The sequence below is a fragment of the Novosphingobium sp. Chol11 genome, assembly GCF_900218065.1.
GTDB lineage: Bacteria > Pseudomonadota > Alphaproteobacteria > Sphingomonadales > Sphingomonadaceae > Sphingobium > Sphingobium agri.
This window is the reverse complement of sequence record NZ_OBMU01000001.1, coordinates 272,336-287,502: the sequence shown is the minus strand read 5'-3', so window position 1 is coordinate 287,502 and position 15,167 is coordinate 272,336. Positions and strand designations below refer to the sequence as shown.

The 15,167-nt window shown below is 63.6% G+C and carries 11 protein-coding genes; 2 read left to right on the top strand and 9 right to left on the bottom strand.

Translation table 11 applies throughout. From position 1 onward, the window contains the following. Positions 1–68: 68 nt before the first annotated feature. The 9 genes from NCHOL11_RS01400 to dapA all read right to left on the bottom strand — a co-directional run bounded on the left by NCHOL11_RS01400 (position 69) and on the right by dapA (position 12,280). Complete coding sequence (locus NCHOL11_RS01400; protein ID WP_097090730.1) at positions 69–3,683, bottom strand: error-prone DNA polymerase; 3,615 nt, start codon at positions 3,681–3,683, stop codon at positions 69–71. Then, positions 3,680–5,275 carry a Y-family DNA polymerase gene (locus NCHOL11_RS01395; RefSeq protein ID WP_097090729.1) on the bottom strand — a complete coding sequence of 532 codons (1,596 nt, stop codon included), beginning with the start codon at positions 5,273–5,275 and terminating at the stop codon, positions 3,680–3,682. The genes NCHOL11_RS01400 and NCHOL11_RS01395 overlap by 4 nt, the downstream gene beginning before the upstream one ends. Further along, positions 5,172–5,987 carry an ImuA family protein gene (locus NCHOL11_RS01390; RefSeq protein WP_097090728.1) on the bottom strand — a complete coding sequence of 272 codons (816 nt, stop codon included), beginning with the start codon at positions 5,985–5,987 and terminating at the stop codon, positions 5,172–5,174. Before NCHOL11_RS01390 ends, NCHOL11_RS01395 begins: the two co-directional genes overlap by 104 nt. 180 nt (positions 5,988–6,167) lie before the next feature. Continuing rightward, positions 6,168–7,241, bottom strand: coding sequence for a recombinase RecA (gene recA / locus NCHOL11_RS01385; RefSeq protein WP_097090727.1), 1,074 nt, complete (start codon positions 7,239–7,241; stop codon positions 6,168–6,170). Between the two features lie 102 nt (positions 7,242–7,343). Then, positions 7,344–7,700 (bottom strand): response regulator, encoded by a 357-nt coding sequence (locus NCHOL11_RS01380; protein ID WP_097090726.1) that lies wholly within the window; start codon positions 7,698–7,700, stop codon positions 7,344–7,346. Between the two features lie 80 nt (positions 7,701–7,780). Next, the gene (locus NCHOL11_RS01375; RefSeq protein ID WP_097090725.1) at positions 7,781–10,219 is read right to left on the bottom strand and encodes a hybrid sensor histidine kinase/response regulator; all 2,439 of its coding nucleotides are present in this window, start codon (positions 10,217–10,219) and stop codon (positions 7,781–7,783) included. A 45-nt stretch (positions 10,220–10,264) separates the two neighbouring features. Beyond that, a complete protein-coding gene (locus tag NCHOL11_RS01370; RefSeq protein ID WP_236575055.1) occupies positions 10,265–10,873 on the bottom strand; it encodes a DUF2062 domain-containing protein in 609 nt (202 codons plus the stop codon). Beyond that, positions 10,873–11,355: an SsrA-binding protein SmpB gene (smpB, locus tag NCHOL11_RS01365; RefSeq protein ID WP_097090724.1), complete on the bottom strand. Its 483-nt coding sequence runs from the start codon at positions 11,353–11,355 to the stop codon at positions 10,873–10,875. Before smpB ends, NCHOL11_RS01370 begins: the two co-directional genes overlap by 1 nt. A gap of 46 nt (positions 11,356–11,401) precedes the next feature. Continuing rightward, positions 11,402–12,280: a 4-hydroxy-tetrahydrodipicolinate synthase gene (gene dapA / locus NCHOL11_RS01360; RefSeq protein WP_097090723.1), complete on the bottom strand. Its 879-nt coding sequence runs from the start codon at positions 12,278–12,280 to the stop codon at positions 11,402–11,404. 154 nt (positions 12,281–12,434) lie between these two features. On the opposite strand from dapA, the gene NCHOL11_RS01355 reads away from it, so the two are divergent. Together NCHOL11_RS01355 and greB are read left to right on the top strand one after the other, a co-directional pair. Then, positions 12,435–14,474 (top strand): lytic transglycosylase domain-containing protein, encoded by a 2,040-nt coding sequence (locus NCHOL11_RS01355; RefSeq protein ID WP_097092646.1) that lies wholly within the window; start codon positions 12,435–12,437, stop codon positions 14,472–14,474. Positions 14,475–14,560: 86 nt separating this feature from the next. Further along, positions 14,561–15,043, top strand: coding sequence for a transcription elongation factor GreB (gene greB, locus NCHOL11_RS01350; protein WP_097090722.1), 483 nt, complete (start codon positions 14,561–14,563; stop codon positions 15,041–15,043). Positions 15,044–15,167 lie beyond the last annotated feature (124 nt).

Sequence of the window (15,167 nt, the reverse complement as noted above, 5' to 3'; positions counted from 1 at the left end):
AGCGCGAAACTCTAGAGCGGACGTAATTGATCCTTCCTATTGCAAGATGGGAGTATTCACGCGCGCCCTCAATGAAAGTCCCGCGACTTGGGCAAGATGCGCACATTGCGCGGATGGCTGGACGTGCGCGGGTGCTGGGGATGCAAAAACTCATCCGCCCTCGACAAGGCGATATGCGGCTTATGCGTATCCGAAAGGCGCGACATCTCGGCGGTGCGATCATGCACGCGGGTCGCCATCAGGTGGACGACGCCTTCCTTGCTCCGCTGCACCTCACCCTCGACCATCATCAGCCGCGACGCCATGACAGGCCGCCGCTGCATTTCGAACAGTCGCGCCCACAGCAAAATGTTGGTGATCCCCGTCTCATCCTCGATCGTGATGAAGACGGCGTTGCCCTTGCCCGGCCGCTGCCGCACCAGCACCACGCCTGCAGTCCGCACCTTCGTCCCGTTCTTTGCCGCCGATGTCTGCGCGCAACTCAGCACGCCCTCGGCCGCAAAGACCGGACGCAGGAACTGCATCGGATGGCCTTTTAGGGACAGGCGCGTCATCTGGTAATCGGCCGCGACCTGTTCGGCGAGCGGCATGGCGGGCAGCAGGGCGTCCGGTTCCTGCCCCAATTCTCCCGCCGCTTTCTGGTCCCGTTTGCGGGCAGCGGCGAACAGCGGCAATTCATTGGACGGCGTCCGTCGCGCTTCCCACAGCGCCGCCCGCCTGTCCTGTCCCAACGACCGGCAAGCGTCCGCATCCGCCAGCAGGCGCAGCGCCCGCGCAGGCAACCCCGCCCGCCGCGCCAGATCCTCAAGGCTGGTGAACAGACCCTGCGCCCGCGCCTCGACCATCTGCGCAGCCCAGGTCTCGCGAAAGCCATCGATCTGGCGAAAACCCAGCCGCAGCGCCAACGCCCGGCCTTCCCCTTCACCCCGCCGCCTGTTTCGCGATCGAAGCAGGGGTTCAAGCGCATTGTCCCACCCGCTCATGTTCACATCCACATCATGCACGGTAACGCCATGCTCCCGCGCATCCCGGACGATCTGCGCCGGGGCATAAAAGCCCATGGGCTGCGAATTCAGCAACGCGCAGGCGAAAACGGCAGGCTGGTGGCACTTGATCCAGGCCGACACATAGACCAGCCGGGCAAAGGACAAGGCATGGCTTTCGGGAAAGCCATAGCTGCCGAACCCCTCGATCTGGCTATAGCATCGCTCGGCAAAATCGCGCTCATACCCACGCCGCACCATGCCGCCGATCATCTTCTCCTTGAACTTGTCCATGCCCCCCACCTGCCGGAAAGTCGCCATCGACCGCCGCAGCTGATTGGCCTCCGAAGGCGTAAATTCCGCCGCGACAATAGCGAGCTTCATCGCCTGTTCCTGGAACAGGGGGACGCCGTAGGTCTTGCCCAACAAGGATTTCAGTTCATCGTGCGGACCATGGATAGGATCAGGCGCGGGAAATTCCACCGCCTCCTCTCCGCATCTTCGCCGCAAATAGGGGTGCACCATGTCCCCTTCGATTGGTCCGGGTCGCACGATCGCCACCTGCACCGTCAGGTCATAGATGGATTGGGGGCGCAAACGCGGCAGCATGTTGATCTGTGCCCGGCTTTCCACCTGGAACACGCCGATGCTGTCGCCTTTTTCCAGCATGTCATAGACGGCCGGATCGTCCGATTTAAGATCGATATTGAGGTCATGATCGCCCAGCCTATGGAGCCTCATCAGATCGTAAGCCTTGCGGATGCAGGTCAACATGCCCAGCGCCAGAATGTCGACCTTCATCAATCCCAGCGCATCAATGTCATCCTTGTCCCATTCGATGAAGCTACGGTCCGCCATGGCAGCATGATGCAGCGGCACCGTTTCATCCAGCCGGTTCTGGGTCAGAACGAAACCGCCGACATGCTGCGACAGATGCCTGGGAAAAGGAGCGTCCAGCAGCCGATCCACCACTGCCCGCAACCGCACGATCTGAGGATTATGAAGGTCGAAGCCTGCCTCGGTTATTCGCGCTTCGGGAAATTCGTCCGAATAGCTGCCCCAAACCGTGCTCGATAGGCGCGCCACCACATCTTCGCTAAGGCCCAGCACCTTGGCGGCCTCGCGCACCGCACTGCGGGAGCGGTAATGAATGATGGTCGCTGCGATCCCTGCGCGATGCCGCCCATAGCGATCGTAGATATATTGCATCACTTCTTCGCGCCGCTCATGTTCGAAATCGACGTCGATATCTGGCGGCTCGTCCCTTTCTTCCGACACGAAGCGGGAAAAGAGCAGTTCATGCCGTTCCGGATCGACCGAGGTGACGCCCAGCAGGAAACAGACCATGGAATTGGCCGCCGATCCGCGCCCTTGGCACAATATGCCCTTCATTTTGGCAAAGGCGACAATGTCGTAAACGGTCAGAAAATAATAAGCATAGTTACGCTCGCGGATCAGCTTGAACTCGTCATCCAGCAGCTTGCGCACCTTGGCCGGAATATGCGGACCATAGCGCGCATGGGCGGCCGATATGGTCAATTCCTCCAGCCATTGCTGCGCCGTCCAGCCTTCGGGCACCGGCTCATGGGGATATTCATAGGATAACTGGTCCAGCCTGAAATGCACTCTGCCAAGAAAGCGCATGCTTTCAGCCAGAGCTTCAGGGCAGTCGCGGAACAACCGCGCCATCTCATCGGGCGCATGAATGTGCCGTTCGGCATTGGCCTCCAGCAAGCGTCCTGCCTTGCCGATGGTCACGCCTTCGCGGATGCAGCTCAGCACATCCTGCAATGGCCGCTCCTCAGGCGTGGCGTAAAGCGCATCCATCGTCGCGACCAGAGGAACGCCTGTGCGGGCACTTAAACCCTTAAGGTGGGAGATCCGTCGCGCGTCCCGCCCGTCCCGACATAACGCCACACCCAGCCAAACGCGATCTGGCGCCAATCGGGCCAACCGCCGAAGATAGGATTCAAGATCGGCAGGACGCGGTGGCGGGACCAGGCTCAAATGTCCCTGCCGGATCGCTTCCTGAGATGGCCTGTCGTCATACTCATATTCAACCGGCTTCCGATGGGCGGTCTGCTCCGTGGCGCTGGAGGACGGCAGGACGATCAGCAGCAAGTCATCAAGATAGGCCGTCAGATCCTCATAGTTGAGGATGCAGTCCCCTTTCACCGACCGCAAATTGCCCACCGTCAGCAGCTTGGTGAGTTCCCCCCAGCCACGCCGCGTAGACGGATAGGCGACTATGTCCGGAGTGCCGTCGGAAAAGACCAGACGTGCGCCGACAACGAGTTTCAGGTCGGTTTGGCATGATTGTTCTTCTTCCTCATTCAGCTCCAACGGCTGGCCCGCCTCCTTCTTTGCCTCCAACAGGCGGGCTCGCGCCTTTTCGGGCGCGCGCTTGAGCGCAGACCAGGCCCGCACCACGCCCGCCACCGTGTTGCGATCGGCGATCCCCAGCCCCTTAAGGCCAAGATCAATCGCCTGCCCTACCATGTCCGAGGCATGGGAAGCGCCCCGCAGGAAGGAAAAGTTGGTGGCGGCCAACAATTCTGCAAAGGCAGGCCCATCCTTGCGCGGTGGCGGAGGCCGCGCCTCCTTCATCCGCGTTCTTTCCCGGACCGCTTCGACCGCATCCAACTCTCGCCGATCCATCGATTTAGGCTTCGACGGATCAGGCCCCTTGCCGCGTTTCATGCGAACAGGCCGTGGATATACCACCCCGGATGCCGCGCCTCCGTGCCGTAAAGGCCGTGGCGGAAAATCCAGTAGCGGCGGCCGCGCGCATCCTCGATCCGGTAATAGTCGCGGGTCATCCCTGCGCTTTCGCCCGCCAGCGCACCGTCCTTCGCCTTCCACCATTCGGGCGCGATCCGCTCCGGCCCTTCATAGCGGGTCACTTCATGCACGCTGCGCCGCCAACGGAAATGATGGGGTGGGCCATCCGGAACTTCCGCCACCACCTCGATCGGCTGGGGCGGATCGAACAAATGGATGGGGCGCATGGGTGGGTCGCCCGGTTCGCCCTGGCGCGGCCAACTGGATAGCGTGCGGCTTTCGATCGCGGGCAAGGCGAGCTGCGCCTGCTCGGGAATATGGCTGTCGCGCGGCTCCAGGCGCTGGATGCGATTGCGGCCGGCCCGCACGGACAGCCGGTCGACGAGCGCCGCGACAGCTTCCTCGCGCCGCGCTTCCCCGCCTTCCAGCGCCAGTTGGGTCGCAGCCATCGGCTCGGTCTGCGGCACGGCAAGGCGCAGCATGTCGAAGCCGAAACCGGGATCGAGCGGATCGGACAGACTGTCGATCCGCTCCTGCACCAGCCGCATGATCGCGGGCGCGTCGCGCACCGGCAGCCCGGTTTCCACCCGCAGCGGAAAAGCGAGACCATCGGTGCGAAAGAACAACAGCTCGAACCGCCGCCCGCCTTCGCCCCGCTCGGCCAGCCGCTCGCCCGCTTCGGCCGCCATCTCCTCGACCCGTTGCAGGGCATAGGCGGTGCTGCCCACCGGTTCTGCGAAACGGCGCTCGATCCGCAGCACAGGGCGTGGGCGGCGGGGGCTAAGCGGACGATGCCCCAGACCCAACAGGCGGTGCAGCGCATCCACCGCCTCCTCGCCAAAACGCGCCGCCAGGGTTGCGGCTGGTCTGGCGGCAAGGTCGCCGATGGTGCGCAGCCCCGCACGCCGCAACGCCACGCTGCTTTCCTGCTCCAACTCCAGCGCCTCCACCGGCAGGCGGCGCAAGGCAGCCTCTTCATCGGGCGCTGGTCCTGCGGAAAAGCGGCACAGCGCATGGGCTCCCTCCGCCGTGCCCGCCATCGCATGACGCACCTCCATGCCGTGCCGCTCGAACCGGTCCACCGCCTCACGCGCCATGGCCTCCTCCCCGCCCCACAGATGCGCGCAGCCGGTGATGTCCAGCATCAGCCCATGCGGCGGATCGATCGCCGCCGCCGGCGTATAGCGCGCGCATCCATCGCACAGCCGCTCCAGCCAATCCTGATCGGCGTGGTGATCAGCTTCGAAGCTGACAAGGTCGGGCTCCTGCGCCCGCGCATCAGCCAGCGTCATGCCCGCGCTCAGGCCCAGCGCCAGCGCGTCGGCGTCCGGCGTGACAAGACGCATCGCCCCGCGCATGGACTCGACGATGGCGACCGGCCCGGCACCGGCCTGCGCCTGCCACAGATCAGGCCGCGCGATGCGCAGCCGATCGACCGCCAGGAAGGGGAACCACAGCGCCAGGTAGCGCCGCCTCTTCAGCGCGTCCTCCGCTTGCCCATCCATGCTCATGGCGTTCATCGCACTCTTCTCCAAAATCTCCCCGCTCGGCATTCCACACCATCCGCCATGTCATGCCGTCCGGCCCCGACCGGCGGCGCAGCAGGTGGAGTGAAAAGGCGCTCATGCCCGGCGCGTTGCCCGGCAAAGGCAGGGAAGGCGCGGCCTCCACCCGCCACCGCGTCTCCGCCGCGCTCGGCACGGGATCGCCGCCGATCCGCAATAGGAAGGCCGTGACTCCCGAAGTTTCGGCTGCCAGCGCCAGGCGGCGGCTTGCCGTCAGGTCCATGAGCGGCGCGCGCCCGCGCAGTTCGATCACCAATGCCCCCAGCGTCGGGCAGCGCAGTACATCGACCGCCGCGCGCAGCAGCAGCGCCTCATCCTTCATTGCCCCGATCAGCAGTCGCGCCGGATCAATCCCCAGTTCCGCAAGTCCCGGCCCATAGGGCTGCGCGCCCGTCCCCTTGGCAAGCCGCAGCCAGAAGAGCGGCAAATCGCCCGCCGCCAGATGAGCAAGGATCAACGACAGGCCCGCTGCCGCGCCTTCATCCTCGTCACCGCCGAAAAGCTCATGCAGCCGCCCGCGTGCCAGACCGCCTTGCAAGGCCTGATCGAACAGACCATGTCCCGTCGCCACCGGCGCACCAGCCTCCATAGCCGGAATGCCTTCCAGCGATGCGATATGCCGCCTGAGGGCTGCAAGGGTTTTTACCGACTCGACCATAAGAATGTTCTTCTTATGTTCTTTTCGATCCTCCGACGAACCCTGTCAATCAGGGATGCATTGCCGTTGAGGGAGCGGGCAGAACTCTCAGCGCCAACGTGCGAGAATCAAGAAAGGCCCGCCGCGACATGCGCAGACGGGCCTTTCACTATTCATAAAAAACGCAGCTACAAGCGCGCCTTATTCGCCGTCATCATCCGGTTCAGGTCCTGTCATCATGCCTTCAGCAACTTCCTCGGTCTTGCCGCGGATGGCGCGTTCCAGGCGTTCGGCCATCTCCGGATGTTCCTTGAGGAAAGTCTTGGCATTTTCCCGGCCCTGCCCGATGCGAACGGAGTCGTAGGAGAACCACGCGCCCGACTTTTCAACGATGCCGGCCTTGACGCCCAGATCGAGGATCTCCCCGATCTTGGAAACGCCTTCGCCATACATGATGTCGAATTCGACCTGCTTGAACGGCGGGGCGACCTTGTTCTTCACCACCTTAACGCGGGTCGCATTGCCGACGATATCGTCGCGATCCTTGATCTGGCCGGTGCGGCGGATGTCGAGGCGGACCGACGCGTAGAATTTGAGCGCGTTGCCGCCCGTCGTCGTTTCCGGATTGCCGTACATGACGCCGATCTTCATGCGCACTTGGTTGATGAAGATGACAAGGCATTTCGACCGCGAAATCGATCCCGTGAGCTTGCGCAGCGCCTGGCTCATCAAACGCGCCTGAAGGCCGACATGGCTGTCGCCCATCTCGCCTTCGATTTCGGCGCGGGGCACCAGCGCGGCCACCGAGTCCACCACCAGCACGTCGATCGCGTTCGACCGCACCAGCGTATCGACGATCTCCAGCGCCTGTTCGCCAGTGTCGGGCTGCGACACGATCAGTTCGTCGATATCGACGCCCAGCTTCTTGGCGTAGACAGGGTCCAGCGCATGTTCCGCGTCGACAAAAGCCGCAACGCCGCCCGTCTTCTGCGCCTCTGCAATGGCATGCAGCGCCAGCGTGGTCTTGCCCGAGCTTTCCGGGCCATAGATTTCGATGATGCGCCCGCGCGGCAACCCGCCAATGCCGAGCGCGATGTCGAGCCCCAGCGACCCCGTCGAAATCGCCTCGATCTCGATCTTCTCGCGGCTGCCCAGCTTCATCGCCGAACCCTTGCCAAAGGCGCGGTCGATCTGGGAAAGGGCCGCTTCCAATGCTTTCTGTCTGTCCATTGTCCCTGTCTTCTTGGAATCGATGAGTGAGAGCATTGCTGTCATCGGCCTATCCCCTGTCAAGCGGAAGCGCCGATTAAGTGGCGCCTTGGCCACTACGTATCCGCTTTGTTCTCAAAGAACAAGAGGGGAACGGAAATTTCCTATTTAGGCGGAAAGCACCTTCGCCAGTGCTCGCTCGACCGCGCCGATCGTATAGGGTTTCGCCAGCGTCGGCCGATCCGCATGACCTGATGGCACATCATCAGCCATGCCGCCCGTGGCGAAGATGAAGGGAATTCCCGTCTCGGCCAATATGTCGGCCACGGGCCAGCTTTTCTCGCCCTGCAAATTGCAGTCGAGCAGCGCCGCGTCAAAGCCGCCCCTGCGCGCCTGATCGCAGGCTTCATCCACCGAAACGGCAACCGCGTGCAGGCGATATCCCAATGTTTCGAGATAATCTTCCAGCATCATGCCGATCATTGCTTCATCTTCGACCACCAGGATGGTCTTGCTGTCCGACATGTGCGATCCCCTATTTCGTCACGCTCGCTATCTTATCATCGACGCGCGGACCAGTATAAACGCTTGATCGTTCAAGAAGTTCATTCAGCCGTGGGCCGCATCGCCAGGGCATCACGCGCGGCCTCTGCCAACTGGCTGACGGAAAAGGGTTTTGGCAGGAAGGCGACATTGGCAAGGTCTATCGACTTGCGCAGTTGTTCCTCGGCATAGCCCGACATGAACAATACCGGAAGGTCAGGATGCGTATCCCGCGCGCGCGCAACCATGGACGGGCCGTCCATATTGGGCATGACCACATCGGAAATCAGCAGGTCGATCTGCTCGCCGCCTGCCAGCACCTCCAGCCCCTGCTCGCCGTCATGGGCGGTCAGCACCTTGTAGCCCTGCCGCGACAGCGCGCGTTCGGCAACGGCGCGGACCATGTCCTCATCCTCGACCAGCAGCACGGTGCCGGTGCCCCATGTCTCGCTGCGCTTGATCGGCGCCTTTGCGGGGATCGCCTGCTCCATGTCCGCGCCCTGATAGACGGGCAGGTAGATGACGAAGCTCGCGCCCCGCCCGAGTTCGGATTCGGCAAAGATGTAGCCGCCCGATTGCTTGACGATGCCATAGACCGTCGACAGGCCCAGCCCGGTGCCCTTGCCCAATTCCTTGGTCGTGAAGAAGGGTTCGAAGATCTTGGAAAGAATGTCGGGCGGAATGCCGAGCCCGGTGTCGGATACGCGCAGCGCGGTATAGTCGGCGGCTGGCAATATTTCCTGCCGCATCTCGCGCACCTTGCCCGCCGGAACCGCATAGGTCTGGATATTGAGGATGCCGCCTTCGGGCATGGCGTCGCGGGCATTGACCGCCAGGTTCACGATCACCTGCTCCAACTGGCCCGGGTCCGCGCGCACCGCGCCCAGGTTGCGGCCATGGCTGACCTCCAGCTTGACGCTCTCGCCCAGCAGGCGCTTCAGAAGGTTGGAGACATCGGCAACGATGTCGGGCAGTTGCAGCACCTGCGGCCGCAGCGTCTGTTGCCGTGAAAAAGCGAGCAGCTGGCGCGTCAGCCCGGCTGCGCGATTGCTGTTCGACTTGATCTGCTGAATATCGTCATAGTCGCTGTCGCCAGGCGTATGGCGCATCAGCATCAGGTCGCAATGGCCGATGATGGCGGTCAGGATATTGTTGAAATCATGCGCGACGCCGCCAGCCAGCTGGCCGATCGCCTGCATCTTCGTCGCTTGCGCCACCTGCCGCTTGAGCTTGCTTTCCTCGCTATTGTCCTTGAGGCTCAGCAGCACCGCCGCCTCGCCCAATCCACGGACGCCCGCGAGGCTCAACGCGGTGGGCTCCTCCGGTTCGTTCCGCAGCCTGATCGCGATGTCGCCGGACATTTGCGGCCCCACGGCAAAGCGGCGCACGGCATCAGCGACGGCCGCCTGATCCTCCCGCACGACAAGGTCGCCCGGATAGCTCGGCTTCTCGCTCCGCTTCAGCCCCACGGCACGGGAAAAGGCGCCGTTCAGGAACAGGATGCGCCCGTCGCGATCCGCCATCGCCAGGCCAAAGGGCAGCAGCGACAGCAGCGTTTCGATATAGGAAAGCGCCGACGTGCCGCCCGCGCTGCCCGCAGGCTCGTCGATCAGCAGCAGGAGCATCGGGCCGTCCTGCCCTCCGCCCTGCCCGCTCCCTTGATAGCCGCCCGGCTGCGTCGCCCGGCGCAAGGGCACCTGCAACAGCCGCAGCGGCAACCCGCCCGACTCTTCCCGCGCCAGGAACAGCCGTCCCTTGTCATCGACCCGCATATGGGCGGCAAAATCGCGCCCGGTGATGTTGGCGTCGATCCGCCCCGCCGCGCGCAGCAGGAAAGCGCCATTGGCCGAGCGGATGCGCCCTTCCCCCCCGATCATGACCGCCATGATCCCGGCCTCACCCATCTGCCGCCCGGCATCGCCCGTCAGCAGCCGATGCACGTCATCCAGCGCGTTGGGCTGGCGCACGGGGGTAAAGCGCCACAGCAGATAATCTTCCGACCGGCCCGTGCGGCTGATATCGACGTCCAGCCGCAGCGCGCCCTGCGCCATGCCTTCCACCCGCGCTTCGCCGTCGCGCCAGGCTCCGCGCGCGGCATCGGCAAGGCTTTGGGCCAGCCCCGTTTCGGCCGTGATGTTGGGGGGCGTTGGAAATCCGGGAAACCATTCGCCAAACAGGTCGCTCGCGCAAACGAGCCGCCCGGCACGATCAGTGACCGCGATCGCCATGCTCGACGCGTCCGCTGCGGCCCGCGCGACCGTCCAGTCCGGCACCGCGTCAAGGTCAGCGGCTTTTTCGGGAAAGAGGCGGCGATACCAGCTGAGCAGCGCGGCGGCGGCCAGGATCATTGCGCCGAAACCAGCGCCGACCGCCGCGTTGCCGCTCGCGAAAATGATCAGGATCGCGGACAGCAGCGCAGCCAGTATCAGCAGCGGCAGGGCCAGCCGGGAAGGGCGTTCGCCCGTCCACGCTTCCCCATCCCTTTTGATACGCGAGGCCATCGGCCGGCCTTCCCCCTGAAAACGCCTGGACTATTCTACCCGGCGTCAGACGCGGGCGACTTCTTCCAATGCGCTGCTTTCGGGTGCCTTGCCAATCCTCAATTTACGCGCATGCCATTTCCGGCCCATCCTGTGGCGCCAGAACCAGTCGGCCAGAAAATAACCCACGACTGCAAAGGCGATGGAAATAAGGGCGAGGCCGAACAGCATGGCGGGCGCCGCTTCGGAAAAGAGCCAGGCGCACCATTCGCGGATCGATGCATGCTTGTCGACCAGCGCCATGAAGCCCGAAGCATCGGCGCTGCGCCCGAGCAGCCAATTACCGATATAGACCGACGCCATCAGGAACAGCGGCGTGGTGGCGGGATTGGACAGGAATGTCATCGCCGCCGCGATCGGGATATTGGCCCGGAACGGCAGCGCCAGCAGCGCCGCGCCCGCAATCTGCACGCCGGGGATCAGCAGAAAGATGCCGACGAGCAGCCCCAGCGCGACGCCACGCGGCACCGACCGCCGGGTAAAGCGCCACAGCGACGGTTCCAGCACCCGGTGCGCGACTGGCGCGATGAAGCGATTTTCCTCCATCGACTCCCGGGTCGGAGCATTGGCGTGCCACCAGCGGGCCAGACGGCCCATGCTCGCCTTGGGCCCCATCAGCGATGCGCCTTCAGGATGCGCTGCTGATCGCGCTTCCAGTCGCGTTCCTTGATGGTGTCGCGCTTGTCGTGCGTTTTCTTGCCCTTGGCGAGCGCCAGCTCGACCTTTGCCTTGCCGCGGCTGTTGAAATAGACGCTCAAGGGGACGAGCGTCATCCCCTTGCGCTCCACCGCACCATGCATGCGGGCGATTTCCCGCTCGTGCAGCAACAGCTTGCGGGGCCGCTTGGGTTCATGATTATAGCGGTTGCCGTGGCTGAATTCGGGGATGTTGCTGTTGACCAGCCACACCTGATTGCCCTTCACCTCGGCATAGCTTTCGGCGATGTTGCCCTCGCCGAAGCGAAGCGACTTCACCTCTGTCCCCTGCAGGGCGATGCCCGCTTCGAACACGTCCTCCAGAAAATATTCGAAGCGCGCGCGCCGGTTCTCGGCGACGATCTTCTTCTTGTCGAACAGTTCGGGACGGGGGCGGGCCATGGCTCTCTTAACTAACTCACTTCACCATATAGGGCCGCAGCCCCTTTCAGACGAGACCCGCAATTTCCAAAGCGCGATCGACGGCGGCTCGGCTCGGTTCCGAAGGCCAGGTGATCGGCAGGCGAAGCTCGCCGGGCATGTCGGGCCGCACCCGATTAAGCGCATATTTGACTGGCCCAGGTGAAGAATCGCTGAACAGCGCGTCATGCAGCGGGTAGAGCCGGTCCTGCAGCGCCAGCGCACCGGCCCAATCGCCTGACGCGCACGCAGCCTGGAACTGCGCGCACAGGCGCGGCGCGACATTGGCCGTGACGGAGATGCAGCCCCTGCCCCCCATGGCGTTGAATCCCAAAGCGGTTTCGTCATTGCCGGACAGCTGGCAGAAATCATCGCGGCACGCGAGCCGCTGCGCGGTGACCCGCCCCAGATTCCCGGTAGCGTCCTTGATGCCCACGATCGTCTGATATTCTTCGGACAGGCGGTGGATCACCGGCACGCCGATATCGGTAATCGTGCGGCTAGGCACATTATAGAGGACGATCGGCAGCTGGCAGCGTTCGGCAAGATAGGCGAAATGCTGATAGACGCCTTCCTGGTTCGGCTTGTTGTAATAGGGTGCGACCACCAGCGCGGCGTCCGCGCCAGCCGCTTGAGCGGCAAACATATGCTCCAGCGCGATTCGCGTGTCGTTGGAGCCGCAACCCGCGATCACGGGCACCCGGCCCGCTGCCTGGTCGACGCAGATGGCGACGACGCGATTATGCTCCTCGACCGTCATGGTCGCGCTTTCCCCGGTGGTGCCGCACGGTACGAGCGCGCTGCTTCCCTCCTCGATCTGCCAGTCCACCAGCGCGCGAAAAGCCGCCTCATCCACGGCTCCATCGCGGAAAGGGGTGATCAGTGCCGGAATCGACCCGGAAAACATCAACAAACTCCTTCAATTCACCGGCATTCCGGGGCACATTGTCGCCTCAAGGCGACGGGGCGCTATAGCGCGTCATTCAGGGCCTGATAAGGATGGAATTGCGATGATGTCCAGTAGGCTGTCAACTCGCCGCCCCGAAACAGCAATGGTCCGCATGCCCTTGATCGCTCTTCTTCTTTTTACCGCCGGCGCCAGCGCCCAGACCGAAACTCCAACAGCATCGCCCTATCCGCCGGGCGCAGTAGTCCAGCAACTGCCTGCCCAGACTCGGCCCTCGTCTCAGCCGTCGCCCTGGAATCAGGTCAGCAGCCGAATCGGCGTTGCGTCCGATCCATCGATCTCCGCGACGATCGGCCAGTGGCGCGCCTTGCAGCAAAGCGATGGTCTGGGCTTCTCCTCCTATGCCAGCTTCATCCTCGCCAATCCCGGCTGGCCGGGGGAGGACCGGATGCGGCGGCTGGCGGAAACCGGCATCAACCCCAACAGCTATGATCCGCGTCAAGTAACGGCCTTCTTCGCACGCTTCCCGGCGCGCACCGCCACGGGCCATGCCCGCAATGCGCTGGCGCTGATGCAGATGGGCCGGGCGGCCGAAGCCCGCATCGCCGCCCGCAGCGCCTGGATCGGCGGAACGCTTTCGCCGGACGATGAAGCAAGATTGCTTTCGATGTTCGGCTCGGGCTGGACAAGCGCGGATCATGACCAGCGCGCCGACATGCTGCTGTGGGGCAATGACATTGCCGGTGCGCAGCGGATGCTCGCCTATGTCACGCCATCGCGGCGGCCGGTCTATGAAGCACGCATGGCATTCCGCCGGAAAGCGCCGGACGCGGCTGTCCGGATGCAGGCGGCAGAAGCCATCGGCGTCTCCGACGCAGGCTTCGTCGCGGACAAGGCCACATGGCTGATGAACACCGGCAATTGGGTCGCCGCCCGTCAATATCTCGCCAATCGCCCGCAGCTGACCTTCCGTCCGGGCAATGCCGAAAAATGGTATGAGACCTTGCTGGGTCAGGCCCGCGCCGCTGCCAACGACAGCCAGTGGAGCTTCGCCTATGGCATCGCCAGCAAGCTTGACGACGCCTATGCGCCCGGCACCGACGTTTCCAGCCGCCCGATCGGCGAGCGTGATGACTATACCAGCCTTGCCTGGCTGGCGGGCTCGACCGCCTTCTACAATCTCAATCGTCCATCCGACGCAGCGGTGATGTTCCGCAGCTACGCCACGGCTGCCAAATCGCCCCAGACCCAATCCAAGGGCTATTATTGGGCCGGGCGCGCAGCACTGGCCGCAGGGGATAAAAGCACCGCGAACAGCTATTTTGCCCAGGCGTCGGTATTCCCCGACCAGTTTTATGGTCAGCTCGCCCTGGAACGCGTTGGGAAACCGGTCCCTGCGCCCGCCGCCGTCGAGCGGCCGGTGGAAATCTCCGCCGCTGATCGCACCGCCTTCAACAATCGCTCCGTGGTCCGCGCGGTGCGGGCGCTCGGGCAAATGGGCTATTGGGAGGATCAGAGCAAATTCGCCCGCGCGATCGCCAATAATGCCGACAGCGACAGCGACCATTATCTCGCCGCTGAACTGGCCAAGAGCATCGGCAGGCCCGACATGGGCGTGATGGTCGGCCGCCGCGCGGTGTCGAGCGGCCTCACCGGCTATGGCGAGAGCGCTTTTCCCCGAGTGCCCGTGCCGTCTACCGCACAGTCCAACTGGACGATGGTTCACGCCATCGCCCGGCAGGAAAGCCAGTTCGACCGTCAGATCGTCAGCCATGCGGGCGCACGCGGCCTCATGCAGCTGATGCCCGGCACCGCGCGCGAGCAGGCGGGCAAGCTCGGCCTTGGCTACGACCCCGGCTCGCTCAACGATCCCAGCTACAACATCATGCTGGGCTCATCCTATTTCCAGCGGATGCTCGACTATTATGGCGGCAGCTATCCGCTGGCGGTTGCGGCCTATAATGCAGGGCCCGGCAATGTGAACCGCTGGATCAGGGCCAATGGCGATCCGCGCCTGCCGGGTGCCGACATGTTGCGCTGGATCGAGCAGATCCCGATTTTCGAAACGCGCAACTATGTGCAGCGCGTGCTCGAAAATGCGGTGGTGTATGAAGCGATGAACCCGGAACGGGCACGTTTCCGGGGCTCGAACACGCCGCTGTCCAAATATCTCGGCAAGCAGACGCCGGGCTGACGCTTCTCATTCTCCTGCCGGGTTGAGCCTGTCGTATCCAGAGGGACTTCGACAAGCTCGACCCGAATGGATAGAGATGTCCCGTCATGACCGCTCATCCCAACTATATCTCGCCCGAAGGCTTCGCGAAGCTGCGCGCCGAATATGATCAGCTGCTTGGGCAGGAGCGGCCCCGCATCGTGGAGATCGTCAGCTGGGCGGCAGGCAATGGCGATCGCAGCGAAAATGGTGACTATCTCTACGGCCGCAAGCGCATGCGCGAAATTGACAGCCAACTCCGCCGCCTGTCCAAGAAGATGAAGGACGCCAAGGTCATCGACCCGCGTCAACAGCCCGACAAGACCCGCGTCTTTTTCGGCGCGACCGTCACGATCGCTGACGAAGACGAAAATCACCGCACCGTCACCATCGTCGGCAATGACGAAGCCGACGCCAGTGCAGGCCGGATCGGCTGGAACTCCCCAATCGCCCGCGCCCTGCGCAACGCGGCGATAGGCGACCTGCGCCGCGTCATGCTCCCCGCTGGGGAAAAGGAATATGAGGTGATGGAGATCAGCTACCCGGAGTGAGCACGTCCAAATGCCTGTCGTCCCAGCGAAAGCCGGGATCTCATGCAACAGGTAGAACATCAGCCCGGAGACCCCAGCGTCGCTACGACCGTTCCGTCATATGATCCCTTAGAAGGGTCTGTAA

Coding starts and splice junctions, on each gene's coding strand:
- NCHOL11_RS01400 (WP_097090730.1), bottom strand. CDS start 3,683: ATGAAACGCGGCAAGGGGCCTGATCCGTCGAAGCCTAAATCGATGGAT.
- NCHOL11_RS01395 (WP_097090729.1), bottom strand. CDS start 5,275: ATGAGCATGGATGGGCAAGCGGAGGACGCGCTGAAGAGGCGGCGCTAC.
- NCHOL11_RS01390 (WP_097090728.1), bottom strand. CDS start 5,987: ATGGTCGAGTCGGTAAAAACCCTTGCAGCCCTCAGGCGGCATATCGCA.
- recA (WP_097090727.1), bottom strand. CDS start 7,241: ATGACAGCAATGCTCTCACTCATCGATTCCAAGAAGACAGGGACAATG.
- NCHOL11_RS01380 (WP_097090726.1), bottom strand. CDS start 7,700: ATGTCGGACAGCAAGACCATCCTGGTGGTCGAAGATGAAGCAATGATC.
- NCHOL11_RS01375 (WP_097090725.1), bottom strand. CDS start 10,219: ATGGCCTCGCGTATCAAAAGGGATGGGGAAGCGTGGACGGGCGAACGC.
- NCHOL11_RS01370 (WP_236575055.1), bottom strand. CDS start 10,873: ATGGGGCCCAAGGCGAGCATGGGCCGTCTGGCCCGCTGGTGGCACGCC.
- smpB (WP_097090724.1), bottom strand. CDS start 11,355: ATGGCCCGCCCCCGTCCCGAACTGTTCGACAAGAAGAAGATCGTCGCC.
- dapA (WP_097090723.1), bottom strand. CDS start 12,280: ATGTTTTCCGGGTCGATTCCGGCACTGATCACCCCTTTCCGCGATGGA.
- NCHOL11_RS01355 (WP_097092646.1), top strand. CDS start 12,435: ATGCCCTTGATCGCTCTTCTTCTTTTTACCGCCGGCGCCAGCGCCCAG.
- greB (WP_097090722.1), top strand. CDS start 14,561: ATGACCGCTCATCCCAACTATATCTCGCCCGAAGGCTTCGCGAAGCTG.